Source organism: Pseudomonadota bacterium (assembly GCA_039193195.1).
Lineage (GTDB): Bacteria > Pseudomonadota > Gammaproteobacteria > Steroidobacterales > JBCBZW01 > JBCBZW01.
Genome location: JBCCWS010000051.1, coordinates 16,279 through 43,012 on the forward strand (window position 1 = coordinate 16,279; position 26,734 = coordinate 43,012).

The window sequence follows — 26,734 nt, forward strand, 5'->3', positions numbered from 1 at the left end:
CCGTTAGAAGTCTGTTGGTGGTTCCCTAGGTGCCGGTCGCCCGACGCTGCGCTTCGCCCACGGCACTGGCGATACGCAGCGCAGTGACGCGCGCCAGGTAAATGGTATTGCCGAGGTTGCTGCTGCCCTTCATGAGCACGGTCAGGACTAGGCGGGGTTTGAGGGAGGGCACGGCGTAGAGCACCACCCTGCCATCCTCGCCTTCGACCACCATGCACTGAGAGGCGCCGATCTCGGCGGTCTGGGCAGAGCTGTCGGCGAGGGCGAGAAGTGAGCTGGAAACGGCGGCTAGGCGGCCGGGATCGGAGAACTCTCGGGCCGCTGATCTGCACAGCTCGAAGCCGTCCTCCGTCGAGACCATCACGCCGAGCATGCCGCGCTCAGATCCCACCAGATCATCGGTGATCGCTTGGGCGATTCCTCGCACTGTTGCTGCTCTTACGCTCATACGCTAGGCCCTACTTCGAACGCCAAGGGTGGCCCTCCAGGCGCCGGGGAATCACCCATGTCGTCTTGCTCCGCCGCCATCTCGAGGGTCATGAGGAGCAGCTCCATGAGCTGCTCGCTGCCCTCTCGTGTGCGCGGATCTGCTGCGATCACTGGGATAGTGACATAATGCTCAGCAATCACTGTCGCTAGCTCATCGAATCGATTGGGTGACGCGAGATCCAGTTTGGTCAGACCGACCACCATCGCCCCCCCCTTGAGTTGCTCCTCGTAGATCCCCACGTAGCGGCGTAGGGCCTGCTCGGCGTCCTCGCGGTTCGCATCCACCAACACCACTACGCCTAGCGCGCCCTTCGCCAGGATCTCCCACATGTAGCTGAAGCGATCCTGACCTGGCGTGCCGAACAGCGATACAACTACCCCGTCTTCGAGTTCCATCCGCCCGTAGTCCATCGCCACCGTGGTGGTAGCCTTGTCCGCTTCGTCGCGACGGGTGTTGTACGCCTCCGTGGCTACCACGGGCACGTCGCTCAAGGCGCGGATCAGCGCGGTCTTACCGGCGCCCATAGGCCCGCCGATGACGATCTTGAGCTCTCTTTGCATGCCCGCGACGCCTGCCCCGCCGCCCTAGTGGGCCGCTTGGCAAATAAGGTGACGCTCAGCGAGTAGCACGGGCGCCATCGCGGCGTTGCATCGCTTGCCAATGGCGATGCCATTGGCTGCGCGACGCGCCTTGCTGACGCTGCCCCTACGCAGACTGAGGGTTACCTTATTTACCAAGCGGCCCACTAGTCGCGACCGAAGCGAAAGCGTTGCCGAATGCTGCTGAACACGCCCGACAGGGGATGGCGACGCTCGCCCTCATCTGCGCCCCGGTCCGTCCGCCCTTGCACGGTCTCGCCGGTCAGTTCGACAAAGCGCAGGATCGCCCCTGCGGTGACGAAAGCGTCGGTGTCGAGGGGTGACTGGCGTGAAAGGATGGCCAGGTCGCGGGGGCAGAATGGCCCTCGGGACAACACGGTGCACAGACGCATGGCACGACTGCGATCGACCTCCGTGCCGAGGGCTGGCCAACGGGTCAGGCGTACGAGCTCCCTCGGATCGGCAGAGGTCACCTTGGCCGCGGTCGCATGCAAGGCAAGCCACCACGCGTAGGAGCGAAACATGGCGTAGCCATCGGCGGACACGCGCTGAAGCTCTTCACGGGGCGGGGCGTACTGGGCGAGCCGCAGGCTCGTGATTGCCATCAGTTCGGGAGAGATTGCGGGGGCAGCCACTCCCTCTTTCTCACCGCGAGGTGCGGCCGGGCGACTCTCTTGCGCTACTGACAGCGCCACCTGCGGCACCAGGATCCGGTCGTGGGGGGAAATCGGCACCACCAGCGCCACGCAGCGCGTGCGGTCGTGGAGCGCGATCACCTGCTTGCCAACCCCCAACCACTGCCCCAGGCCAGCCACCAACCGCTGCAGCCCGGCGGCATTCGGCAGCGCTAAACGCTGATCTTGTGAGGATCGCGGTTTGGGATTTTCCGGCGCTTTCTTGCTACCGCCCTCGGGGGAAGCTGCACGTCGAACACTCATACGGACGCCTCCGATTCCGGTTCCGTAGCTCCAGCCTGAGGCACCCGAAGGGACTGCAAGCGCGGCCCTCGGTCGGCGGATTGATACGAGCGATTACACCGGAGTCGATGGAGGCGAACGTTGTCCTAATCGAGGTTTCTGGGATTCGTGGCAGTCACGGTCGAGCGCCACCCGGCATGATCGCGAGGCACTCTCCACGGGTGTGAGACCTAGGTCTCATTGAGTTCTATCAGCAGGTCCTTTACGTCCACCTGCGTACCCACCGGCGCGACCACCCGCTGCACCTTGCCGGCCCGATCGGCGGTGACCGCGGTTTCCATCTTCATCGCCTCGAGCGTCAGCAGCGTGTCGCCGCGCGCGACCGTATCGCCCACGCCGACCGCGACGGACGCCACTAGCCCCGGCATCGGTGCGCCCACGTGAAGCGGGTTTGAGGCATCCGCCTGCTCGTGGACCTGACGCGTGTACGCCAGGGAGCTGTCATTCACTCGGACCGAGCGCGGCTCCCCGTTGATTTCAAAGAACACCCGGCGAACGCCATCGTCATCGGGCTCGGACTTCGTGAGGTAGCGGATCAGCACTTGCTTGCCCGGCTCCTCCTCCAGCGTAAGCTCTTCGCGCGACTGCATACCGTAGAGAAAAACGTGAGTCGGCAAGATACTCACGTCACCAAACTTGGCCTGATGGCCCGCAAATTCCGCGAAGACCTTCGGGTACATGGTGTGGCTGGCAAGATCCTGGTCGCTCAGCTCGCGACCGATGGCCTCGGCAACGCTCGCCCGCTCCGCCTCTAGATCCATCGCCGACATCTCGGCGCCGGGGCGCCCCGTGTACGGCTCCTTACCCCGACGCACCTTCGCGGCCAGCAACTCCGGGAATCCCCCAGGCGGTTGGCCCAGCTCGCCCATAAAGAACGAGACCACGGAGTCCGGGAACGCTACTTCGAAGCCAGGATCGACGAGCTGCTCGATAGTGATATTGGAGGTCACCATCATCAGCGCCATATCGCCCACTACCTTGGATGAGGGCGTGACCTTGACGATATCGCCAAAGGCCTTGTTCACCTCTGCGTAGGCCTTCGCCACTTCTGGCCAGCGGCGGGCAATACCTAGTGATTTCGCTTGCTCTTTGAGATTGGTGAACTGCCCACCCGGCATCTCGTGCAGGTACACCTCGGAGGCGCCGAAGCGCAGATCGCTCTCAAAGGCCGTGTACTGCTGGCGTACCTGCTCCCAGTAGTCGCTCAGCAAGCGGATGTTGGCAGCGTCGAGGCCGGTGTCCTTGTCCGTGTTGCGCAGGGCAGCCGCTAAGGAGCCGAGATTCGGCTGGGAGGTGAGGCCGCTGAGCGAATCCATGGCCGCGTCGAAGGCGTCGACTCCGGCGTTTACGGCCGCCAGGATGCTTGCCCCAGAATTGCCGCTCGTATCGTGCGTGTGCAGGTGGATGGGGAGTCCTATCTCCTGCTTGAGCGCCGTCACCAGCTGCGTCGCCGCCGCCGGCTTCAGCAGCCCTGCCATATCCTTGATCGCCAAAATGTGGGCGCCGGCCGCTTCCAGTTCCTTAGCGAGCGCAACGTAGTAGCTCAGGGAGTACTTGTCCCGCGCCGGATCCAGGATGTCCCCGGTGTAGCAAATCGCGGCTTCGGCGATGCGTCCGGTCGACGCCACCGCGTCGATCGCCAAGCGCATGTTCTCCACCCAGTTCAGGCAGTCGAAGATGCGGAACACGTGCACGCCCGCCTGCGCTGACTGATCGACGAAGTAGCGCACCACGTTGTCGGGGTAATTGGTGTACCCCACGCCGTTGGACGCACGCAGCAACATCTGCTGCATAAGGTTGGGCATAGACTCGGCGAGATCCGCTAGACGCTGCCAGGGATCTTCCTTGAGGAAACGCATGGCTACATCGAAGGTGGCGCCACCCCAGGACTCCACCGAGAACAGCTGCGGCATCAGCCGCGCGTAGGCAGGCCCGATCCGCAGCATGTCGATGGAGCGCATGCGAGTGGCGAGCAGCGATTGGTGCGCATCGCGAAATGCCGTGTCCGTAACCAGCGGTGAGGGCTGGGCCTTCAGCCAGCGGGCGACCGCCTCGGGACCTTCGCGTTCCAATAGCTGGCGGACGCCATCGGGTGGCGCCTGCTCGGTCGCAACGCGGGGAACCACTGGCGAACGCAGTACCTCTGGCTGCACCCGGTCCTTCACCAGTTCGTTGCCGTTGACGATAACATCGGCGATGTAGTCGAGTACCTTGTTCAGCTGCGGGCCGCTCTCGCCAACGTGCAGCAGCTCAGGCGTCTCATCGATGAAACGCGTGGTGTACTCGGCTTTCAAGAAGGCCGGGTGATCGAGCAGCGCCTGCAGGAACAGGGAATTGGTCTCGACGCCCCTCACGCGGAACTCGCCGAGGGCGCGGCGCATGCGGTTGACCGCTTCCTCATCGTCGCGACCACTCGCGGTGACCTTGACCAGCAAACTGTCGTAGTGACGGGTAATGACCGCCCCCGAGTAGGCAGTGCCCGCATCGAGGCGGATACCCGGGCCCGAGGGCGAGCGGTAGGCAGAGATCAAGCCGTAGTCTGGGATGAAGTTGTCACGCGGGTCTTCTGTGGTTACCCGGCACTGGAGCGCTGAGGCCAGCAGGTTGATGTCTTCCTGGGCGGGAATGCCCGAGCTCTTGTAGTCACCGACGCGGCCGCCGCTTGCGATGCGGATCTGAGATTTCACGATGTCTAGCCCCGTGACCTGCTCGGTTACCGTGTGTTCGACCTGCACGCGAGGGTTCACCTCGATGAAGTAGAACTCTCCGGTCTCACCGTCCTGGAGGAACTCCACGGTCCCTGCGTTTTGGTAGCCTGCCTCACGGGCGAGGCGCAGGGCTGCATCACACAGGGACTGACGGCTCGCGTCATCCAGGTACGGGGCGGGTGCGCGCTCGACCACCTTTTGGTGCCGCCGCTGCACGGTGCAATCGCGTTCGAACAGGTGCACGATATTGCCGTACTCGTCAGCGACGATCTGCACCTCAACGTGGCGCGCCTTACGCACGAGCTTCTCGAGGTAGACCTCGTCATTGCCGAAGGCGGCCTTGGCCTCACGTCGTGCCAAGGCCACCTGATCGAGCAAACCTTCCTCGCCCTCGATCACGCGCATACCGCGACCACCACCGCCCCAACTCGCCTTGAGCATTACCGGGTAGCCGATCACGGCGGCGGCCTTGCGAATTTCATCGCCATCTGTAGGCAGCGGTGGGGTAGCAGGCATCACCGGTACCTTCGCCCGCTCGGCGAGTTGGCGCGCCTGCACCTTGTTGCCCAGGGCGCGCATAACGCTAGGCGCGGGGCCGACGAACTTGATGCCGGCGGCTGCACAGCGCTCCGCAAACTCAGGGTTCTCCGACAGGAAGCCGTAGCCAGGGTGTACCGCATCGCACCCCGCCTCTAGGGCGACCTCGAGGATGCTGTCGACGTCGAGGTACGCCTCAACGGGGCGTTTCCCCGCCCCCACCTGATAGGCCTCGGCTGCCGCGAACCGGTGCAGCGTGAGGTGGTCTTGCTCGGCGTAGATGCCGACAGCGGGCAGTCCGAGTTCACTTGCGGCGCGGATGATGCGAATGGCGATTTCGCTGCGGTTCGCAACCAATAGCTTGCGAAACGGGGTGCTGTTCGGCATGAGGCGGGGATTCCGTTGTCGGTCATAGGGGACGCTTCGATCATCGCACACCTTTTGCGAATCGCCTTACGCGCTGCACTGCGGTAAACTCCGCTCCCGATTTTTGACACTTCACCGCTGTGGGAGACCGCCCATGAGCACTTCTTCGCCCGGGGCGCGGTTTCGCGCAGCCCTGGCAGCCGAACGACCGCTGCAGATCGTCGGCGCCATCAACGCCTACTGCGCCCTACTCGCTGAACGCGCGGGCTATCGCGCGATCTACCTCTCCGGTGCCGGTGTAGCCAACGCTTCTTTTGGCTTGCCAGACCTCGGCGTCACTACCTTGGATGACGTCGCGGAGGATGCCCGCCGTATCACCGCCGCCACGGACGTACCCCTGCTCGTCGACGTCGACACGGGTTGGGGTGGCGCCTTCAGCATTGCCCGCATGATGCGCGAGATGCACCGCGCCGGCGTGGCGGCGCTCCATATCGAAGATCAGGTGGGCCAAAAGCGGTGTGGGCATCGCCCAAACAAGGCCCTGGTCAGCACCGAGGAGATGGTGGATCGAATCAAGGCGGCGGTCGATGCGCGCATCGACGAGTCCTTTGTGATCATGGCGCGCACAGACGCCCTCGCGGTCGAGGGTATGGAGCCCATGCTCGAGCGTATCGCTGCCTACGCCGAGGCCGGGGCCGACGCGATCTTCGCCGAGGCGATGACCGAGATCGAGCACTACCGCCGTGTTACCGACACGGTGCCCGTGCCCGTCCTAGCCAACCTCACGGAGTTCGGCATGACGCCCCTGTACACGCGCGAGCAACTCGCCGATGTGGGCGTCGCCATGGCGCTGTACCCGCTCTCGGCCTTCCGCACCATGAGTAAGGCGGCGGAGCACGTATACGCATCGCTGCGCGAGCACGGCGTTCAGCAGCCGGCGATCGTGGACACGATGCAGACCCGCGCCGAGCTCTACGACGTTCTGAACTACCACGCCTACGAGGACAAGCTCGACGCGTTATTCAGCCGCTCAGACAAGGAGGAGGAGTAGCCCATGGTGGACAAGAAACTTGGAGGCGCCGGCCTACGCGGCCAGAGCGCCGGCGAGACACGCCTGTGCACGGTGGGCCAGAGCGGCACCGGACTCACCTACTGCGGCTACGACATCGCCGACCTGGCGGCTCAAGCCACCTTCGAAGAAGTGGTTTGGCTGCTCCACCACGATGAGCTTCCCACCCAGACCCAGCTGAGCGCCTATCGCGAACATTTGCAGTCGATGCAGGAACTGCCGCGCCGCCTCCTGGAAGTGCTGGAGCGCATCCCCCCGGAAGCCCATCCGATGGATGTCATGCGCACGGGCTGCAGCATGCTCGGCAACCTAGAGCCCGAGCTGAGCTTTCAGGACCAGCACGCGGTGACCGATCGCCTGCTCGCCGCATTCCCGGGGATCATCACCTACTGGTGGCGCTACGCACAGCACGGCGAGCGCATCGACACGCGCTCCGAGCAACCGACCATCGCCGGTCACTTCCTTCACCTACTCACCGGACAACCACCCTCGGCAATGCACCAGCGCGTGATGGACGTGTCCCTAATCCTGTACGCCGAGCACGAATTCAACGCCTCCACCTTCACGGCGCGCGTATGCGCGTCGACGCTCTCGGACATGCACTCGTGTGTCACGGGCGCCATCGGCTCCCTTCGCGGGCCGCTGCACGGTGGCGCGAACGAGGCCGCGATGGCCCTGATCGAGCGCTTCGATTCTCCCGAGCAGGCCGTGGACGAGGTCAAGGGGATGCTCGAGCGCAAAGAGAAGATCATGGGGTTCGGTCACGCCGTGTACCGCGAATTCGATCCCCGCAACCCGATTATCAAAGACTGGTCAGAGAAGCTTGCCAAGGGTTCGCCCGAGAGGGAGCAGATGTTTCACGTGGCGGACGCCATCGCCAAGCTGATGTGGGATGAGAAGAAGCTGTTCCCGAATGCGGACTTCTTCCACGCCCCGTCCTACCACTTCCTAGGCATTCCGACGCCCTTGTTCACACCGATCTTCGTGTGCTCTCGCACCAGCGGCTGGACAGCCCATGTGATCGAGCAGCGTGCGAACAACCGCATCATCCGCCCAAGTGCAGACTACACGGGCGCCGAAGCGCGCGCGTACACACCGATCGAGCAGCGCGGCTGATTCACAAACGCCGAGCTCTGCCAGATCTCCCCTACCGACCGGGCAGCGTGCGCGCTGCTCGGCGCCTAAGCGCCTGCCGGCGCGACCCGGCCACTCGCCCCACGTGCCCTAGCATGCCCTAGTTGATTGATTAGTTTCCGAGCGAGAAAACGGATGAGTCGAGCGACACTTCTCTGCGCTATCGTTGGTAGCTCCTGTGCCAGCCGCCCTAGCCGGCGCGCCGCCAAGCGCAAGGGGCTGTTCACGAGCGGCGGCCTGCGATCAGTACCGATAGCCGTAGCGAAACCGACGTGAGCGGAAGCTGTAAGGGCGGTAATCATAGTAGTGATAGTTGGGCCGGTATCCGTAGCCTCGTCGCAGGCCGTGGCGTGACGAGTAGAGGTAGCGCTGGCCACGCAAGAAACGCCGGTCGCTTCGGCGCAGGCTGCGCCTGCTGGTGCGATGGTGAACTTGCGCGAGATGCGCATACTGCCCGTCTTGGATGGCGACGGCAGGCGTTGCTAGCGTTGAGTCCGCGTTGGCTGCACCCGCAGCAAAGAAAGACGCTAACAGAGCCAAACAAAGCGGCTTAAGCGGGATCGTCACTCGAGTCACTTCGGTCTCCTTCGGGTAGGCGATGCCTGGGTTGCATACACCGCAAGTTGACTGGCGCCTGCAGGGGGTTACGCACTGCCCCAGCCGTGATCGTTTCGTGAACTAAGGGATTCGATCGCACGCGCTAGGCCCTCGACCGCCTGCGGTGGAACCGGCCGCTTGACGCCGAAGACGACGGGCGCGCAGTTCACGTCAAAGATTTAGGCCTCTGATTACACGAAACAAATCGCCATTCGCGCCCATTCAGTAGTACCATCGGTGTCACGCACGGTAGACACGAGGACCCCCACAGGGGGGTCGGGCCAGAGTGACAGCGATAACTGAGCCATCCAGCCGCCCGCGGTGGATGCGAGAGCGCCCGGTACGGCATCGGGTATCCCCGGCTACCGGGCACAGACGCACCGGTGATCTGCGGCCCCGACAGGCGCCGTCTGGACGTGCCCCTAACGCTCACCGGGTGAAACCGGAAGTGGCCGCGATACGTAAGCCTGCATATCACTTTGGAGCTTCCACGACGCTCGACCCGAAGGAGTGTCCCTAAGGCCTATGGCGGACCCGGCTTCCCTAAATCCTGACGCTCGCGAAGCGCTCGTTGTCACGGCGCGCTCGCGGCGCCTCGAACCGGTGGGCGTCGCCCTGATGGTGTTCATGCATCTGGCGGCCTTGATCGGCGTTTTCCTCGTCGGCGTGAGTCCCGTGGCCGTGCTGGTCGCGGTGCTGACGTATTCACTGCGCATGTTTGGCATCACCGGCTGGTTCCACCGCTACTTCTCCCATCGCAGCTTCAAGACCTCGCGCCCGATGCAGTTCCTGTTCGGACTGATCACCACCGCCGCGGTACAGCGCGGGCCCCTTTGGTGGGCAGCCCATCACCGCGACCACCACGCGCACACAGACACCCAAGCCGACGCGCATTCGCCAAAGGCCCACGGCTTCGTGTGGAGCCACATCGGCTGGTTTCTCTCACCGGAGAACCTGGTCACCCGCGGAGAGCGCATCCAGGATTTCTCCCGCTTCCCCGAACTGCGCTGGCTCGACAAGTGGGACCTGTGGATCTCCGTCGCCTTCGCCGCGCTGCTTTGGGCGCTCGGCCTCGTGCTGAGCATTGCCGCGCCCGGCCTGGGCACGAGCGCTTGGCAAATGCTCGTATGGGGCTTCTTCGTAAGCACTACCCTGCTCTACCACGCAACCTACTGCGTCAATTCGATCTGTCACATCTACGGGCGCAGGCGCTACGAGACGGGTGAGGACAGCCGCAACAACTGGTTCGTGGCGTTGATCACCTTCGGCGAGGGGTGGCACAACAATCACCACAAGTTCCCGCGGTCCGCGCGCCAGGGTCTTCGCTGGTGGGAGATCGACCTCACCTATTACGCCCTTTGGGTCATGGCGCGACTCGGGCTAATCTGGGACTTGAAGCCTCCACCACAAGATGCGTTGACCCAGACCATCGCCGCCACCGAAGGAACCTCGCGTTGAGGATCGCCATCGTTGGCAGCGGTATCTCGGGGCTCACCGCCGCCCACTGCCTGCACCCGCACCACGAGGTGACGGTCTTCGAACGAGACCCGAGGATCGGCGGCCACACGAACACGGTGGAAGTCGATATCGGTGGTCAGCTATGGCCCGTAGACACCGGGTTCATCGTCTTCAACGACTGGACTTATCCCGCCTTTAGCACCCTCATCCGTCATCTGGACGTGCCCTCGCGAGCGGCCGAGATGAGCTTCAGCGTGCGCTGTGATCGAACCAGGCGCGAGTACAAGGGCGATCAGACAAGCGATCTGTTCATCCAAAAGCGCAATGTGCTCCAGCCATCCTTCTGGCAGATGGTGCGCGACATCCTGCGCTTTAATGCCGAGGCGCCTCGGCTGCTCCAGTCCCTCTCCCAGGAGCAAACCCTGGGGGACTTCCTAGCCCAGCATCGCTACTCGAAGACCTTCATCGAGCACTACGTTGTGCCCATGGGCGCGGCCATCTGGTCTGCCCAGCCCGACGCGATGGGCGAGTTTGGCGCCGCCTTCTTCATCCGCTTCCTGCGCAACCACGGCATGCTGAACCCAGAGCGCCGACGCTTCTGGCGGACGATCGTTGGCGGCTCCCACACCTACGCCAAGGCCCTAAGCGCCCCCCTGGCCAAGCGCATCCACACCGGCAACGCAGTGATGCGGGTGCAACGCACGGAAGCGGGCGTGGCCCTCACCCTGGAAGACGGGCACACCGCAATGTTTGACCATGTCTTTATGGCTTGCCACAGCGATCAGGCCTTGGGCCTGCTGGCGGACCCGAGCCCCCTGGAGCGCGAGACGCTGGAGGCTATCCGCTACCAGTCCAATGAGGCCGTGCTGCATACGGACGCATCCGTGCTGCCCAAGCGCACTGGCGCTTGGGCGTCTTGGAACTACCACATCCCGCGCGCAGCGCAGGACCGCGTGGCGGTGACTTACTACATGAATCGCCTGCAGGGCTTGCGCGCGCCCGTGCCATTCTGCGTCACGCTGAACGACGCGGGGCAAATCGATCAGAATAAGGTGATCGAGCGCATCGAGTATGCCCACCCTGTGCTCGACGCTCGAGCCGACGCAGCCAAGACCAAGGCCCAACAGCTCGACGGCACGCCCCGCACCTCCTATTGCGGCGCCTATTGGCGAAACGGATTTCACGAGGACGGCGTGCGCAGTGCGCTCGACGCCGTCCACGCATTCAGGGAACGACACTGCGATGAAGAGCGCGCTCTACCAAGGGTGGGTTAAGCATCGACGCCATGCGCCGCGTACGCACGCGTTCCGCTACGGTCTGTTCATGGTGCTACTCGATCTGGACGAACTTCCGAATGCCTTCGACGGCCTGCCCGGGTGGTCCGCCCGCGGCCCAGCCCTCGCCTGGTTTCGTCGCGCCGACCACTGTGGTGATGCAGAAGTACCTCTGCGCGAGACGATCGAGCGACTGGTAGGGCAAAGCCTCGGTCGCCCCCTGCGAGGGCCGATCAGACTGCTCACACACCTACGCTACTTCGGCTACTGCTTCAATCCTATCAGCTGCTACTACTGCTACGACGAAGACGATCGGCTAGACGTGGTGGTAGCCGAAGTCAACAACACCTGGGGCCAACGCCATTGCTACGTGCTAGACGTGGCCGAGGCGACTGCTCATCCGGGTGGCTGGTGGCACTGGGAAACCCCGAAGCAACTGCACGTCTCCCCCTTCATGCCTATCGATCTCGACTACCAGTGGCGCTTTCGCGATCCCGCCGAGAGCCTCGGCCTACACATGCAGAATCGCCCCGCCAGCCAGGAGGGCGCCGGGGCACCCCTATTCGACGCATCGCTCATGCTAGAGCGACGAGCGCTCAACGCGCGCAGCGCCCTGGCCGCACTCCTTCGATTCCCGCTGATGACCGTGAAGGTGATCGGGTCCATTCACTTTGAAGCGCTGAAGCTGTGGCTCAAGCGCACGCCGCTCTTCCCCGATCCACACATCGGGCGACGTAAGGAAACGCCGGAGATCCGCTGATGACTGAACACGATCGACCGACCCTCGAGTCAGCACGATCTATTTCCGCCGCCCGGGCCCGCGGCGGCATGATCGCGCGCTTCTGCCGCCGCGCGATCTTCGAGCAGCTTTCGGCGCTGACCCGCGGTTGCATCACAATCGAGGAGGCCGGCGAGCACCGCGTGTTCGGCGATCCGCAGACTGAGCAGAAGGCGCACGTTCGCGTGCTCGACCCGGGCCTGTGGTCGGCAGCAGCGAGCGGCAGCGTCGGCCTCGGCGAGGCCTACATGAACGGACTGGTGGAGGTGGATGACCTCACCCAACTCATCCGCATCTGCGCGAGCAACGAGGAGCTGGCCACTACCTATGATTTTCGTTGGTCAGGCATCGTCGAGCCCGCGCGGCGCCTGCTCTACTGGCTAGACCGCAACACTCGCAGGGGAAGCCAGCGCAACATCGCTCGCCACTATGACCTTGGCAACGAGCTGTTCCAGCACTTCCTCGATCCCACCATGATGTACTCCTGCGGCGTATTCCCCACGCCCGAGAGTTCGATGGAGGAAGCTTCGCGGGCCAAGCTCGACCTGATCTGCCGCAAGGCCGACCTTCGCCCAGGTGCCCATGTGCTGGAGGTTGGCACGGGCTGGGGTGGCTTCGCGATCCACGCTGCCAAGTATTTTGGCTGCCGGGTGACCACCACCACGATTTCCCAGGAACAGCATCGCTTCGCTTGCGAGCGGGTCAAAGCGCAGGGCCTCGAAGATCGCATCGAAGTGCTCCTCGAAGACTACCGCGACCTCGAGGGAGAGTACGACCGGATCGTCTCCATCGAGATGGTCGAGGCCGTCGGGCACCAATACCTCGGCAAGTTCTTCCAAGTGTGTGCCGCGCGCCTCAAGCCAGATGGGGTGATGGTGATGCAGGCGATCACTATCCGCGACCGCGAGTACGACCGAGCACGGCGCACCGTGGACTTCATCAAGCGCTACATCTTCCCCGGCAGCTTCCTACCCTCGATCGAGGAGATTAGCCGCCGCGTGCGAGAGTCCTCGGACCTGACGATTTTCCACGTGGAGGACATCGGCTTGCACTACGCCCGCACCTTGCAGCTGTGGCGTGAACGCTTCGAGGAGAACGCGCAGACGATCCGCCGTCTCGGCTACGACGAGCGCTTTATGCGCATGTGGCGATTCTACCTGTGCTACTGCGAGGCTGGCTTCCTCGAGCGCCGCATCAGTGACGTGCACATGATTTTCCACAAGCCTGCGGCTCGATTCGAATGGCCCACGCTTGTGCAGACCCAACGATCCATCAGCGCCCTCCCGACCACTCCCTGAGGAGCACGTGACGTGAACGGAATCGATCTGGCTGAACGCGGCGTCCTGCCCGACTTCCTGATCCGCTTCGGTATCTGGCAGGCGAACCGCCAGCGCCTGCACACGGAAACCGTGCGCAGCGTGGAGCGCCAGTTCGAGCGCTACCAGGAGCGGATCGAAGCGCTGCGCTCAAGTCCCGTAGCGATAAACACAGACCGCGCAAACGAACAGCACTATGAGGTGCCTGCCGCCTTCTTCCAGCAAGTGCTGGGAAAGAACCTCAAGTACAGCTCCTGCTACTGGCCGAGCGGCGTCGGTGATCTCGACAGCGCGGAAGACGCCATGCTCGAACTCACCTGCGAACGCGCCCAGCTGCAGGACGGGGATCGTGTCTTGGAGCTTGGCTGCGGCTGGGGCTCAATTACCCTGTGGATGGCGTCCCATTATCCGAACGCGAAGATCACCGCGGTCTCAAACTCCGCCAGCCAGCGCCGGTTTATCTTGGACCAGGCCGCCCTGCGCAAGCTCGACAACGTGGAGGTGATTACCTGCGACGTAAACGACTTCGACACACAGGAGCGCTTCGACAGAGCCATCTCGATCGAGATGTTCGAGCACGTGCGCAACTACAAGATCCTCACTTCGCGCATCCACGACTGGCTCAAACCCAGCGGCACGCTCTTCGTGCATATCTTCTGTCACGCCCAGCACCTGTACCCGTTCGTCGACGAAGAGGGGGTGGACGACTGGATGGGCAGGTATTTCTTCTCCGGCGGCCAGATGCCGGCGGCGGACACGCTGCTGCACTTCCAAGACAAGCTGAAGCTCGACGCCCAATGGCGCGTGAGCGGCGTGCATTACCAGAGAACCGCGGAGGCGTGGCTACAGCGTCAGGATAGAAAGAAGCACCTGATCATGCCCGTGCTGCAAGACGTGTACGGCATGGACGAGGCGCCGCGCTGGTTCCAACGCTGGCGCATGTTCTTCATGGCCTGTGCGGAGACCTTCGGTTACGACAATGGGAGGGAGTGGCTCGTAGGCCACTATCGCTTTCGACGTCCTGACTAACCGCGACCGGCCCGAGCGCGTGCTTGACATAGAAAGCTGACCTGAAGTTAACGCACGGCTTATGGGACGGCGCTCACAGGCGCCCCCCGCGTCAACGGCTGTTGTGGGCGCCCAGCTGAGCGCCTCATGCTGTGAAATACGCTTCATCACGATTCATTGATGAGAGCATCGCCATGACCATGCGCCACCTCCGCTACAGCACCGCGCTGGGCGTCTCCCTACTGCTAGCCGTGACCACTCCCAGCGCTGTTGCCGGGACAGCGACGCCGCCCAACGCGCAGCCTCCAGCTGCCCCAGCAACCTCCGCCCAGCAGTACATCGTCAGGGCGCCGACCCTGGAGGCTGCGAAGCAAGCGGTGACAAGCGCTGGCGGCAGCTGGTACTCGCCGCTCACCCACCTCGCCACCGTGGGTGCGACACTCACACCGCAAGCGCACGCTACGCTGGCCGCGATGCAAAGCGTTAGTGTTTCTCGAAACTGGTCGGTCGAAGTCAACGGCAAGAAAGACAAGAAGAAGAAAAAGGAGCACGAGCAGTACGAGGGAAAATCCCGCAACTACGCGCACAAGAAGCTCACGGATCTGGAGGTGGGTCACACACTTATGGTGGGCGCGGACACACTTCATTCCGCCGGCATCGAGGGCAAGGGCGTTACGATCGCGATCATCGATACGGGCCTTTGGAAGGATCGGCAGAAGGACTCCGACAAGCGAATCCTCGCCACCGTAGACGCGACCAAACAGCCGGCGAAGATTGAAAAGGAGGTCAAGGACGAGAACGGTCACGGCACTCACCTCACCGGCATCATCGCCGCTGACAAGGAGGCCGATGGTGTCAGCGAGGGTATCGCACCGGAGGCAGACCTTATCGCCATTCAGGCCTTTGATGCGAACGGCGCCGCCGCCTACATGGACGTCATCCGCGCCATAGACTGGGTCATCGGTAATCGCGATGAGTACAACATACGCGTGTTAAATCTGTCGTTCAGCGCAACACCGCGTTCGCACTACTGGGACGACCCCCTCAACCAAGCGGTCATGGCCGCGTGGCAAGCCGGTATCGTTGTAGTGGCCTCGGCAGGCAACACCGGCCCGGATCCCATGACGGTCGGCGTACCCGGCAACGTGCCGTACATCATCACGGTCGGTGCTGTCACCGATGCCTACACCCCTTTCGACACGAGTGACGATCACCTCACTAGTTTTTCCTCTGCCGGTCCCACGCATGAGGGATTCGTAAAACCCGACCTGGTAGCTCCCGGTGGCCACGTCACCGCATGGATGCCTTACGACGCCAAGATCCCCCGCACGCATGCTGCGGACATGAAGAAGAGCGAGGAGTACTTCAGCATGTCGGGCACCTCCCAGGCGGCGGCTGTCGTCAGCGGCGTGGTGGCGCTCATGTTGGAAGAAGCGCCATGGCTGACGCCTGATACGGTGAAGTGCCGCCTAATGGCCACGGCCCGCCCCGCCATCGAGGAGGGCGAACTCGCCTACAGTGTGCTCCAACAGGGGGCCGGATTGGTAAATGCGGTGGATGCGGTTGCTAGCGGCGCTGATGGCTGTGCCAACACCGGGCTCGACATCCAAGCGGACCTCACTGGTGAGCGCCACTTTGGCGGTCCCGTGGGCATGACTGGCGATGGCGCGTTCTTCGTGCACGACGGAAGCGGATCCCCACTGGAGGGAAATGGCTACACCTGGAGTCAGGGCTGCACCTGGAGCCAGGGCTACACCTGGAGTCAGGGCTACACCTGGAGTCAGGGCTACACCTGGAGTCAGGGCTATACCTGGAGCCAGGGTTACACATGGAGTCAGGGCTTGGACGGCAGCGAGGACCTGTACTCGTCGTCTGCTGCGATCGACGCCTGGGTGCCTCAAGAGTGACCCACGCTCGCGCACGTCACCAAGGCAGCGGGGGTATCGGCCCCCGTTACTCGAAGAGGGCGAGGAACTCTTGGTACCCCGCATCCCGCAGGTCGTTTGCAGCCACGAAGCGCAGAGACGCTGAGTTGATGCAGTAGCGCATACCCGTCGGTTTGGGACCATCAGGGAATAAGTGGCCCAGGTGGGAATCGCCGTGCTTGGACCGCACCTCCGTGCGGAGCATGCCGTGGCTACGGTCTTGCAGCTCGAGCACGTGGTCGGCCACCAAGGGCTGCCAGAAGCTCGGCCAGCCGGAGCCGGAGTCGTACTTGTGCACGGAGGCAAAGAGCGGTTCGCCGCTCACCACGTCGACGTAGATACCGGGCTCCTTATGATCCCAGTACTGATTGTGGAATGCGCGTTCCGTCGCGTCCTCCTGAGTAACCTGAAACTGCTGTGAGTTCAGTGACTTGATCGCATCCTCGCTGCGCTCATACTTGCTCATGGTCAAGGGTCCCTCGCGGTTAGTGTCAGCGCCCTGATCATCAAGTGGCGCCGACCACCCACAAGGTAACGCGAAAGCGCCACAGTGCGCAGCGCTCAGAGCGAGTGTCAAGGCGGGATTGGGAATGGAGGCTGGGGTCGGAATCGAACCGGCGTACACGGCTTTGCAGGCCGCTGCATAACCACTCTGCCACCCAGCCAGCGCGGAGCCGGGAATATAGCGGAGCCGCCGTAGGCTGACAACCGCCGCCGAGGACCCGCCTGTCGTCATCCCACAATAGGGTCAACGGGTCGCTGAAGCCCCTAGACGCGGGAACAGGGCGATCCCTTGAACCGCCGCATTAGCGGCCTACCTAATCCACCTGTTGGGAGCCCCGGGCGCGCGGGGAGCCCGGGCGCTCGAGCGCTAGGCCTGGTTCTGCACCGAGAAAAGAAAAAGCCCCCGGGGATTGAGAGTCCGGAGGCTTGTGTTTGGAGCGGGAAACCAGATTCGAACTGGCGACCCCAACCTTGGCAAGGTTGTGCTCTACCAACTGAGCTATTCCCGCGAGCAAGACCGGCTAGTTTAGTTTCACCGCGCTGCTTGTCAAGCACCACGACGCGGTTTTGCGTCCGGGCACCGCTTCCTAGCCGGCGCGCCGCGCAGCCCCCACGTACCCCGCCATGGAGGCGTAGGCGAGGACGGTGGCCAGGAGGAGCACGGGGAGTCCGATCGTCCGGCTATCCAAGCCCAGCATCGGCCCCCCGTACAGTAGGAGAGTGAGCGACACCATCTGCGCCGCAGTCTTGAGCTTGCCGAGCCAGGAAACCGCCACCTCGTCGCGGGCGCCACGGGTGGCCATCCATTCACGCAGCGCGCTGACCATCAACTCGCGGGCGATGATCGCCATCGCCGCGAGTGCGGTGAGCAAGGCCACCGTCCCGCCTGCGGCGCCCTGTACCACGAGCACCAGCGTCACGGCCACCATCACCTTGTCCGCCACCGGATCCAGGAATGCACCGAATGCGCTTGTTTGCTGCCATCGACGCGCCAGATAGCCATCCAGCCAGTCCGTGAGGCCCGCAAGCACGAAGACGCCCGCGGCCGCTGCGCGCCCCCATGGCAGCGGCAGGTAAAACAGGAATACGCACACGGGCACCAGTCCCATACGCGCCCAGGTGAGCGCCATCGGTAGGCTCATACCGGCGCGCTGCTCATTGACCATCCCGCAGGGTCTCGTGGATTGCGGCGGCCAACTTGTAGCTGATACCCGGCACCTTCACCAACTCTTCAACGCCGGCCCGGGCTACGCCCTGTAGACCACCGAAATGGCGCAGCAGGTCCCGCCGCCTCTTCGGGCCGAGGCCGTGGATACGCTCCAGCACCGAGGTGGTACGTGCAGCCGAGCGCCGCTGACGATGGCCGGTAATCGCAAAGCGATGGGCTTCGTCGCGCACCTGCTGAATCAAGCGTAGGGCGGTGCCATCCTCCGGGTGCGCGAGCGGTCGCTGCGCATCATCGAGGTAGAGCTGCTCGAAGCCGGACTTACGCGTGGGGCCTTTGGCCACCCCAAGCATGACGATCTCCTCCAATTGCAGATCTTCCAAGACGGCGCGCGCCTCACTCATCTGCCCCTTGCCACCATCAATGATTAGTAGATCCGGCACCGGCGATTCACCCCGTTTCACCCGCGTGTAGCGCCGGGTGAGTGCCTGGCGCATGGCAGCGTAGTCATCGCCCCCGGTGATGCCGGTGATATTGAAGCGGCGGTAGTCGCTCTTCAACGGACCCTCGCTACCGAACACCACGCAGGAAGCGACGGTTTGCTCACCGCCCGTGTGACTAATATCGAAGCACTCGATCCGTTGCGGTGCCTCGTCCAAGCCGACCAGTTCGCGCAGGGCCTCGAGCTGTGCCGCCACGCCCGCCGTGCTCGCCAGACGCATCTTGAGCGCCTGCTCCGCATTGGCTCGTGCCGCCGCCACCCACTGGGCTCGGACCCCGCGCAAACGCCAGCGGATCGACACCTTGTGACCGCTCGATTGCTCGAAGGCCTCCTCCAGCAACGACGCATTGCTAATGGGCATTGCGGTGAGTATTTCAGCGGGCGCATCGTTGCTCAGGTAGTACTGCGCGATGAACGCCGACAGCACCTCGCGAGCATCCGCGTGCGCTGCACTTCGGGGGAACCAGTTGCGAGTTCCAAGATTGCGACCGCCGCGGATGAACATGTTGGCGACACCGTGTGCGCGGCCGTCGCTGTACACGGCGATCACATCCGCGTCCCCGCGATCTCCGGCGATCACATCGCGTTCGCGCACCTTGCGCAGGGTCGCGATTTGGTCGCGGAACTGAGCGGCACGCTCATACTCGCGAGCTTGCGCTGCCTCTTCCATACGCCTAACTAGATCGTTGATGACTTCGTCGTGATTGCCTTCGAGGAACATCACAGCGTGCTCGATGTCGCGGGCGTAGCGCTCGCGATCGACGAGCCCGACGCACGGACCGGAGCACCGCTTGATCTGGTACTGCAGACAAGGGCGGGTGCGGTTTTGGAAGAAGCTGTCGCGGCACGGCCGGATCTGGAACAAGCGCTGCAGAACGCTGAGGGTCTCCCGGACAGCATACGCGTTGGGGTATGGGCCGAAGTAGCGCCCCGCGCCGGCGCGCGATCCGCGATAGAACGATAGACGCGGATACTCATGGTCGCTCGAGAGGTGCACGTAGGGGAAGCTCTTGTCGTCGCGCAGGGTCACGTTAAAGCGTGGCCGGTGACGCTTGATGAGGTTGTACTCGAGCATCAGCGCTTCAGCTTCCGTCTCTGTGACGGTCACCTCGATGCGCGCCATATGCTTACGCAAGGCGAAGACCTTTCCGGAGCTGGCCTGACCCCGGAAGTAGCTCGTCACCCGGTTGCGCAGATTGCGCGCCTTGCCAACGTAGATGACATCACCCTTGCCGTCGATCATCCGGTACACGCCGGAGCGGCGAGTGAGACTGCGCAGGAAGGACTCGAGCTCGAAGGTGTCGTCTTCGGCCACACCAAGCGCGAGAGTCGTCGGATCCGACTGGCCATCCTCCGGGCGCTCGCTCATCGCCGCGACCCACCGTCGATCAGCGTGCGAACACGCGCGAAGACCTCGCGAAACATGCCTGGGGTGAGGCGCCGAGTCTGGGTGTTGTAGCGGCTGCAGTGATAGGAGTCGACTAGCGTGAGCTCATCGCTCAACGCGTGCTCAGCCGCGTGGCCAAAGGGGTGATCCTTCTGACGCAAGCCGATGGCTTTGATCACCGCCTGATGGGCGATGGCGCCCAAGGCCAGCACAACAGCAGGCGAAGGCAGCTGGCAGAGCTCCGTGCGCAGATAGCCATTGCACTTGGTCACCTCGCCGCCAAGTGGCTTGTTCGACGGCGGTAGGCATTTGACCGCATTGGTGATTCGACAGCCCAGTAGCTCCATGCCGTCGTGCGCGGACGTAGCCTTCGCTTGGGAGGCGAAACCGTACGCGTGCAGGGTCTCGTACAGCAGGGTGCCGGCGTGATCTCCGGTAAAGGGGCGGCCCGTGCGGTTAGCGCCGTGCATGCCCGGCGCGAGGCCGACGATGAGCAAGCGAGGGACCTTGACGCCGAAGGCCGCGACCGGCGCTGCGTGGTAGTCAGGATAGTCGTTGCGAACGTTATCGAGAAACTGTGCCAGTCGATCGCAACGCCGGCAGCTCAGGTCAAAGGCGGTCACTAGTGTCCTGGGTTGGAAGTTCGTTGATGAATTCGCACGCGAGTCTTTGTCCCTGAGCGCGGCGCGACGACGAGCGTGGCAGGTCCCACGGGAGGAGGAGCAACGTGTTCAGGGGCGAAAAGGTGCCGCGGATTCATCAACGAACTTCTAACTCAGGACACTAGGGAAGGTGAGCGTATGCCTGCACCGATAGGAACGGCACGAAGTCCTTACGCAGCACGACGTCGCTGATCAGGTCTGCCGCCAGACTCAGTCGCTCACTGTCTACGCCCAAGGCAGCTAGATCCCCCGCGGCGAGCGGTACCTCTTCGGCGAGTAGTCGACGGAAGCAGGCCTCATCCATCGATTCGCCAGTCTCTAGGGTGACATCGTGATGCACCCACTGCCATAGCTGGGCGCGGGCGGACTCGGCCGTGGCCATATCCTCGCGACGGTTATTGAAGAAAATGCAGCCTTCTCCACCTAACCATGCAGCTAGGTAGCGTAACGCGAAGCGGATGTTCCGGCGCACCCCGGGCTCCGTCACTGGACCCTGCGGGGGTGTCAGGAGCGCCTCTGCGGTAATCTCCTCGCCACCGCCGGTCACGCTGAGCTGATTCGGGCCAGGCATCAGGTCGGAGAGGATCTCCGTAATCAACGGGACCATAGAGGGCTGGGCGACCCAGGTACCATCGAAGCCCATCTCGAATTCGCGCTGCTTCTGCGCGCGGATTTTGGCGAGGAAACTCTCCGCGTGGGCCGCGCCCTCCTGCAAGCTTGCCGCGGTGCCGCCGATGGCGAGGATGCTGCGTTGGTGTGCCGTATGCACCGCAAGGCGGCTGTAGCTCTGCAGGAACTCGGCGCTACGATCGAAGTTCAGCTGGTCTGGGAGGACGAAGTCCGGGTGGGCGTGCAGGGTCTTGATGAAGCTGAACACGTAATCGGCGGGGCCGCACTCCAGGCCCACCAGGTAGTCCTTCAGCACATAGAGGATCTCGTCGATCTCAAAGATCGCTGGCACCGTCTCAATAAAGGCAGTTGCCCGGATGCAATACTGACGCAGACCCAACTCGTTTTCGGCAAACTCGAAGATCGATGCCCACAGGCGCGCTTCCTGATGGCCCTCGAGTTTCGGCAGGGACAGGTAGGGTCCGCTGCCTCGTCCAGTGAGTGCCTCAGCACAGTGGAACAAGTACAGGCCAAAGTCCGCGAGCGATGCAGGGACGGGACGGCCACCCACGTACAGATGCTTCTCCTGCATGTGCCAACCGCGCGGGCGCATGCCTAGGGTGACCTCCGTTTGCTCTGCCCCTTCATCGCCGTCCAGTAGCGTGCCGGTAGCCGCGCCCTGCAGGCAGCGGTGCCCCTGGATCACGTTGTCCCAAGTGGGCGAGAGCGTGTCCTCGAGGTCGGCGATACAGACGCTGACGCTGGACCGCAGGGCATCTCGCACTTCTTGGGGCCGCGCTGGGGTAAGCAGCTCAACGCGACGATCGAGCAGATCCTCCGGAATATCGGCGATGATCCAGTCCAATTCGCGGATCTCGCGCGTACGCACCGCCACCGAGGGTAGCGCACCGCCATCTACGGCTTGCTGCCGCTGCTCGCGCGTCGCAAGCAGCTCATCCACCCGGCTGCCGAAGCGCTCGGTCAGCCGAGCGACGAACTCCAGCGCCTGCGGAGTGAGGACAGCATCGAACCCGGGCTTGAATTCCCCGCGCATTTCGCAAGTGGCCATAGCGCCTCATTAGAGTTAAATCGGAGGGGTGCCGCGTTCGCAGCCGCTCGATTATCCTTGGCCGCTTCGCAGCTTGTCAAAAACTGTGGCTAGGCCGCGTCGCACACCAGTCACTCCGGAAAATCAAGAGGTTCCGAGCACTTTTTATGACAGCACTGAAGCTGGGGCTGGCCCTTGGATCGGGCGCCGCGCGCGGTTGGGCTCACATCGGCGTGATTCGCCGCCTGGAGGAGATCGGCCTGCGCCCGCAGGTGGTCACGGGGGCCTCGATCGGCTCGTTGGTGGGCGCCGCCTACGCCAGCGGCCAGCTCACGGTGCTCGAGGAGTGGATCGCAAAGCTGCGCTGGCTCGATGTGCTCACCATGTTCGACACCACTCTCGGGCGCGGCGGGTTTATCGCCGGCAACAAGCTGATGAGCACGATCAGCGGCCTGCTGGAAGATCATCCGATCGAATCGCTCCCTATCGGCTTCGGCGCTGTGGCGACGGATTTGCAAACGGGCGGCGAAGTCTGGCTGCGCCAGGGCTCTATGCTCGACGCCGTGCGCGCCTCCAGCGGCCTCCCCGGACTGTTCGTGCCCGTGCAGCGCGACGGTCGCTGGCTGATCGACGGCGGAGTGGTCAATCCAGTGCCCGTCTCCCTCTGCCACGCCCTAGGGGCGGACCTGGTGATCGCAGTCAACCTCAACACCGATGGGCTCGACGTACATCGCCGCGAACGCGAGGAGCGCCCCGCCCCGTCAGCGACTGCCAGCGCCCGCGAAGCGGAACGGCGCGATGAAAGGGAGATACTCGAGCGTCTCGGAGACATGCTCGGCAACCTCCTGCCGAGCGGGGGCAACGCCAAGGCAGACAAAGCAGCGCAACCCTCACTCTTCGACGTGATGGCCGGTACGATCGCCATCATGCAGGACCGCATCACGCGCAGCCGGATGGCGGGTGAGCCTCCCGTCGTGCAGATCAACCCACGTCTCGGTGGTATGCAGATCTTGGATTTCCACAAGGCCGAACCGGCGATCGACGAGGGCCTTCGGGCCACCGACCGGGTGGCCGAAGAGCTCGATTACCTTAGAAATCTGCTCGGCTCAGTTAAGAAGGACGCAAGCATCGAGCGTTCGGCGGCCGACCAAGATGACGACGTCACGCCAACCAATGCCTAGGGACGCGATGCCCTCGTGCGGGCCTGCCGCACCAAACAGCCCCTAGAACCGCTAGGTCCCAAAATCGTGAGCGGCGGCCAAGGCGCCGTTTCGATGTTCCTCGAAGCGCTCGCTGCCCTGCCATCCGTGGAGCTGCCGTACGCGCCGAAGTGCCCACCACCCAAGCCGCGCCCGCATGCCACTGCACCGGGTATTGAACTGATGGGTTCTAGGATCGACTATAGCGACCCAGCAGCGGGTGTCCGCAGCGCAGATCGCGCTGCCGAGCACCACACACTCAATGAACGGGGGCAACCACAATGAGCGAACAGCACGAGAGAATCAGAGGCGAGCAGTGCCAGAAGGCGCCCGCCACCTACGGCGACCTGAGCGTGTTGATGCTCAACTGCACGCTCACGCGCAGCCCCAACTTGTCACACACTGAGGGCTTGCTGCGCGTTGCCCAAGGGGTATTCGAGGCGAACGGAGTCAAGACCGAGATCCTGCGCCCTGTTGACTACGAGCTACCGGCAGGCCTTGGCCACGACTACACCGGCGTCGACGGCTACGCGCGCGATGACTGGCCCAACATCCAGGCCAAGGTCGATGCCTGCGACATCCTGATCATCGGCACGTCCGTGTGGCTCGGCGAGAAGAGCTCTGTGTGCAATCGCGTTCTGGAGCGCATGTACGGCTACACACACAGCTTCAACGACAAGGGGCAGTACCGAGACTACGGCAAGGTGGGCGCTACGCTCATCACCGGCAACGAGGACGGCGTTAAGCACTGCGCTATGAACGTTCTCTTCTCCCTCTCCCACATCGGCTACACGGTGCCACCTCAGGCGGACGCCGGGTGGATGGGCGAAGCGGGCCCTGGCCCTTCCTACATGGACGAAGGCTCTGGCGGCCCGGAGAATGATTTCACCAACAGGAACACTACGTTCCTGGTATGGAACTGCCTGCACCTGGCGAGAATGCTGAAGGACGCGGGCGGCATTCCCGCCCACGGCAATCAGCCGGAGGTGTGGGCGGCGGGATGCCACTCTGATTTTCAGAGTCCGGAGCACAAGCGTTAGGGCCAAGTGGGGTGCTCGACACGGCCTGGCCGAGCCCCCGCCAGAGCGAGACGTCCAGGCGCTTAAGCGAGGCGGCGATGATCGCAGGTGCGCGTACTGGCCTAGGGCGAGTACCAGATCGGTGAGCCCCAGGCGCGCTCACGAATGGTCTCCGGCACGCTGCCGTCACAGCACACGGCGAAGGGCTCTGGTAGCTCCTCTGGGCGATCGCAGTCTGCGTTCACGGCTGCGCAGTCAAGGGTGCTCCATCTCGGCGTTGGCGCTTCAAAGACCCGCGGGTAGTAGAAGGCGGGCGCGAGAGGATCGAATTGCGGATCGCGCCAGACCTGGCAGTCGGCAGCGACCTCCTGCCCGGGCGCGTAGGTCGCCAGCCGAATCACTTGCTCGTGCGTCTCACCGCCCGAATACCATCCCTTCACAATCTGCACTTCCTGGATTGGCGCGCTCGCCGGGTCGGCCTCGGCAAGCAGCAAGATGGCCGGGGCGGCGCCCGAGAGCTCGGAAAGCTCGCCTCCCATGGGCACCCCATTTGCGTAGGCCTGCTGCAGGAGATCCGATGCGCCACACAGCTCCTCTTCGAAGCTCTCGCCCGCGAAGCTGCGCACGGTCAACCGCGTACCACTGGTAGCGAAGGTCTCACGTTGCGTGAGGGAGGCAAACAAAGCCTCACGCGTGTTCTCCTCGGCCCAGATGCCCGTGAGGCCACCCGCGTTGTAATAGGCGGAGGGGCCGTCGAGGCGGCGCAGGGGCGTGTCGTCGCGGTCGCCGGAGTTACCCGAGTAGAGGGCCTCCTCCGTGGTGCCGCCGATGCCGTTGTGGGAGTCAGTGCTGGCGATAAACCCAACCTGAAAGGGATTCACGCCCAGCGCTGACTCTAACGCTAATCCGTCCTTTAGGGCAGTGCGGACGAAGGAGCCTGGCGGCACTTCATCCGTGCCAGGCGGCAGCAGGCGATCCACCGGTGGCTGCTCGAAGGCGCACTCCGAATCGTCGTCGGCCAAGGTCGGATGGCATTCGGAACTGCCCTTGTGCTGGAAGACCTCCACTAGGGGCTCGAAGCGTCGGCGTTGTTCGGCCACGTCGGCGGTTAGGTCGGTGCTGTCGAACTCCAGGCCTTCGCTCTGGTTGGGGTTGTGCGCGATGGCGATGACCTCACAGCCGGCCACGTCGAGACACTCAGCTTCCAGCGCTGACCACAAGGCCTCACGCGAGCGGTAGTCCCACGAGTCGTGCGCGACCCTAGGCGTAACATCACCGACGTAGTAGACATTACGATGCAGGCTGCCGCCGTTGAACTGTGACCCTAGGGTGTATTCGTAAGCAGTGAAGGTGGTGAACTCGCAGGGGTCGTTGGCCGCGTCCGCTTGGAACTTGATGCGGCGCCAGACCTTGCGCGAAACGCGATCGCACGTGGCCGGGTCTACGGCGGGCTCGCTCGCCTTGCAGATTCTGTTCAGGTTGAGGGGATTGAGAATGCCCTGGCGGTACTCCACGCAGCCTGGATGCTGGTAGGCAAGCGAGCCGGGATCCTTACACATGCTGACCTCTGCGAGATACCTAGCGTGGTCGGTGACTGCTGCGAAATCCAGGGTGTCGGCGCTCTGCGCGTAAACCTGCCCCGGTCCGTTTAGCGTGCCAAACACCCAGGCGTCATGGGAGAGCTCCGAGTGAATGTGCAGATCGCCGAAATACACGTTGCGCAGAGGGTTGTGATCGGCACAGTCGGCGCCAACCTGTGCGGGTGTCGCCGGAACGTCGAGTGCTAGCCCTGGATCGTGGGCAACGCTCGTGAATGCGATAGCCAGCAGTACGCCTGCAGCGCACGGGCATGAAGGTCTTCGTATCGGGTGCATGGGGTAGGTCTCGGGCCGTCCGTTGCTCGTTGTTATGGCGTTCGCGTATGCGGACACATCTCAAGTGTTGCCGCATCGCGTCCGTCATTCTACGGACGGCCAAGACGCATGTTTCCGACAGCGACGGCCCCATCGACCTCAATCACTGCCGACTTAACGCCGAAGCCTCAAGACAACCAGCGCCTTGCGTTCGATTCAGGTGTCCCGCCGCTCCGATGCTACCAGGGGCTTTGCGATGCGCCCCGCAGCGTGACTAGTGGGCCGCTTGGTAACTAAGGTGACGCTCAGCGAGTAGCACGGGCGCCAGGGCAAGGCGGTCGATTGCAGCCATAGCCGAGCTATGGCTGCATTTGACGAACGCCGCGATGGCGCCCGTGCTACTCGCCCTTCGGGTCTGCGTAGGGGCAGCGTCCGCGGCGTTGCAACGCTTTCCAATGGCAAAGCCATTGGCTGCGCGACGCGCCATGCTGACGCTGCCCCTACGCAGACTGAGCGTTACCATATTTTCCAAGCGGCCCACTAGGTACGC

Annotated in this window: 21 protein-coding genes and 2 tRNA genes; 10 read left to right on the forward strand and 13 right to left on the reverse strand. The window is 63.5% G+C overall.

All coding sequences use genetic code 11. The features are described from left to right. Nucleotides 1-25: 25 nt before the first annotated feature. The 4 genes from AAGA68_23730 to AAGA68_23745 form a co-directional block, all read right to left on the reverse strand. A complete protein-coding gene (locus tag AAGA68_23730) occupies nt 26-448 on the reverse strand; it encodes a roadblock/LC7 domain-containing protein (GenBank protein MEM9388086.1) in 423 nt (140 codons plus the stop codon). Then, nucleotides 445-1,050: an ATP/GTP-binding protein gene (locus AAGA68_23735; GenBank protein ID MEM9388087.1), complete on the reverse strand. Its 606-nt coding sequence runs from the start codon at nt 1,048-1,050 to the stop codon at nt 445-447. The genes AAGA68_23730 and AAGA68_23735 overlap by 4 nt, the downstream gene beginning before the upstream one ends. A 185-nt stretch (nt 1,051-1,235) precedes the next feature. Next, nucleotides 1,236-2,027, reverse strand: a complete 792-nt coding sequence (locus AAGA68_23740; protein ID MEM9388088.1) for a hypothetical protein — start codon at nt 2,025-2,027, stop codon at nt 1,236-1,238. 209 nt (nt 2,028-2,236) lie between these two features. Next, on the reverse strand, nt 2,237-5,698 hold the full coding sequence (locus AAGA68_23745; protein MEM9388089.1) for a pyruvate carboxylase: 3,462 nt from the start codon (nt 5,696-5,698) through the stop codon (nt 2,237-2,239). A gap of 133 nt (nt 5,699-5,831) precedes the next feature. On the opposite strand from AAGA68_23745, the gene prpB reads away from it, so the two are divergent. The 8 genes from prpB to AAGA68_23785 all read left to right on the forward strand — a co-directional run bounded on the left by prpB (nt 5,832) and on the right by AAGA68_23785 (nt 16,218). Beyond that, on the forward strand, nt 5,832-6,728 hold the full coding sequence (prpB, locus tag AAGA68_23750) for a methylisocitrate lyase (protein MEM9388090.1): 897 nt from the start codon (nt 5,832-5,834) through the stop codon (nt 6,726-6,728). 3 nt (nt 6,729-6,731) lie between these two features. Next, a complete protein-coding gene (gene prpC / locus AAGA68_23755) occupies nt 6,732-7,862 on the forward strand; it encodes a 2-methylcitrate synthase (protein MEM9388091.1) in 1,131 nt (376 codons plus the stop codon). Between the two features lie 1,140 nt (nt 7,863-9,002). Continuing rightward, nucleotides 9,003-9,935 carry an acyl-CoA desaturase gene (locus AAGA68_23760; protein MEM9388092.1) on the forward strand — a complete coding sequence of 311 codons (933 nt, stop codon included), beginning with the start codon at nt 9,003-9,005 and terminating at the stop codon, nt 9,933-9,935. After that, the gene (locus AAGA68_23765) at nt 9,932-11,209 is read left to right on the forward strand and encodes an FAD-dependent oxidoreductase (GenBank protein ID MEM9388093.1); all 1,278 of its coding nucleotides are present in this window, start codon (nt 9,932-9,934) and stop codon (nt 11,207-11,209) included. The genes AAGA68_23760 and AAGA68_23765 overlap by 4 nt, the downstream gene beginning before the upstream one ends. Further along, nucleotides 11,178-11,969, forward strand: a complete 792-nt coding sequence (locus AAGA68_23770; GenBank protein MEM9388094.1) for a DUF1365 domain-containing protein — start codon at nt 11,178-11,180, stop codon at nt 11,967-11,969. Before AAGA68_23765 ends, AAGA68_23770 begins: the two co-directional genes overlap by 32 nt. Then, nucleotides 11,969-13,285, forward strand: a complete 1,317-nt coding sequence (locus tag AAGA68_23775) for a cyclopropane-fatty-acyl-phospholipid synthase family protein (GenBank protein MEM9388095.1) — start codon at nt 11,969-11,971, stop codon at nt 13,283-13,285. Before AAGA68_23770 ends, AAGA68_23775 begins: the two co-directional genes overlap by 1 nt. Nucleotides 13,286-13,297: 12 nt before the next feature. Beyond that, on the forward strand, nt 13,298-14,332 hold the full coding sequence (locus AAGA68_23780) for a cyclopropane-fatty-acyl-phospholipid synthase family protein (GenBank protein MEM9388096.1): 1,035 nt from the start codon (nt 13,298-13,300) through the stop codon (nt 14,330-14,332). Nucleotides 14,333-14,505: 173 nt separating this feature from the next. Beyond that, nucleotides 14,506-16,218 (forward strand): S8 family serine peptidase, encoded by a 1,713-nt coding sequence (locus tag AAGA68_23785; protein MEM9388097.1) that lies wholly within the window; start codon nt 14,506-14,508, stop codon nt 16,216-16,218. 46 nt (nt 16,219-16,264) lie between these two features. Here AAGA68_23785 and msrB read toward each other — a convergent pair whose 3' ends face one another. The 7 genes from msrB to AAGA68_23820 all read right to left on the reverse strand — a co-directional run bounded on the left by msrB (nt 16,265) and on the right by AAGA68_23820 (nt 22,134). Then, on the reverse strand, nt 16,265-16,702 hold the full coding sequence (msrB, locus tag AAGA68_23790) for a peptide-methionine (R)-S-oxide reductase MsrB (GenBank protein MEM9388098.1): 438 nt from the start codon (nt 16,700-16,702) through the stop codon (nt 16,265-16,267). Between the two features lie 125 nt (nt 16,703-16,827). Next, a tRNA-Cys gene (locus tag AAGA68_23795) sits at nt 16,828-16,901 on the reverse strand. 272 nt (nt 16,902-17,173) lie between these two features. Continuing rightward, nucleotides 17,174-17,249, reverse strand: a tRNA-Gly gene (locus tag AAGA68_23800). A gap of 78 nt (nt 17,250-17,327) precedes the next feature. Further along, nucleotides 17,328-17,906: a CDP-diacylglycerol--glycerol-3-phosphate 3-phosphatidyltransferase gene (pgsA, locus tag AAGA68_23805; protein ID MEM9388099.1), complete on the reverse strand. Its 579-nt coding sequence runs from the start codon at nt 17,904-17,906 to the stop codon at nt 17,328-17,330. Next, nucleotides 17,896-19,776 (reverse strand): excinuclease ABC subunit UvrC, encoded by a 1,881-nt coding sequence (gene uvrC, locus AAGA68_23810; protein MEM9388100.1) that lies wholly within the window; start codon nt 19,774-19,776, stop codon nt 17,896-17,898. Before uvrC ends, pgsA begins: the two co-directional genes overlap by 11 nt. Beyond that, nucleotides 19,773-20,417, reverse strand: coding sequence for a uracil-DNA glycosylase (locus tag AAGA68_23815; GenBank protein ID MEM9388101.1), 645 nt, complete (start codon nt 20,415-20,417; stop codon nt 19,773-19,775). The genes uvrC and AAGA68_23815 overlap by 4 nt, the downstream gene beginning before the upstream one ends. Nucleotides 20,418-20,577: 160 nt before the next feature. Continuing rightward, the gene (locus AAGA68_23820) at nt 20,578-22,134 is read right to left on the reverse strand and encodes a malate synthase A (protein MEM9388102.1); all 1,557 of its coding nucleotides are present in this window, start codon (nt 22,132-22,134) and stop codon (nt 20,578-20,580) included. Between the two features lie 146 nt (nt 22,135-22,280). Between AAGA68_23820 and rssA the strand changes: the two genes are divergently transcribed. Both rssA and AAGA68_23830 read left to right on the forward strand, forming a co-directional pair. Further along, nucleotides 22,281-23,294: a patatin-like phospholipase RssA gene (gene rssA, locus AAGA68_23825; protein MEM9388103.1), complete on the forward strand. Its 1,014-nt coding sequence runs from the start codon at nt 22,281-22,283 to the stop codon at nt 23,292-23,294. A 299-nt stretch (nt 23,295-23,593) separates the two neighbouring features. After that, nucleotides 23,594-24,352 (forward strand): flavodoxin family protein, encoded by a 759-nt coding sequence (locus tag AAGA68_23830; protein ID MEM9388104.1) that lies wholly within the window; start codon nt 23,594-23,596, stop codon nt 24,350-24,352. Between the two features lie 101 nt (nt 24,353-24,453). Here the strand turns inward: AAGA68_23830 and AAGA68_23835 are convergent, their stop codons facing one another. Together AAGA68_23835 and AAGA68_23840 are read right to left on the reverse strand one after the other, a co-directional pair. Then, nucleotides 24,454-26,205 carry a DUF3604 domain-containing protein gene (locus tag AAGA68_23835; protein MEM9388105.1) on the reverse strand — a complete coding sequence of 584 codons (1,752 nt, stop codon included), beginning with the start codon at nt 26,203-26,205 and terminating at the stop codon, nt 24,454-24,456. Nucleotides 26,206-26,458: 253 nt separating this feature from the next. Next, nucleotides 26,459-26,734: hypothetical protein (locus AAGA68_23840; GenBank protein ID MEM9388106.1), on the reverse strand; the 276-nt coding region annotated here is incomplete at its 5' end.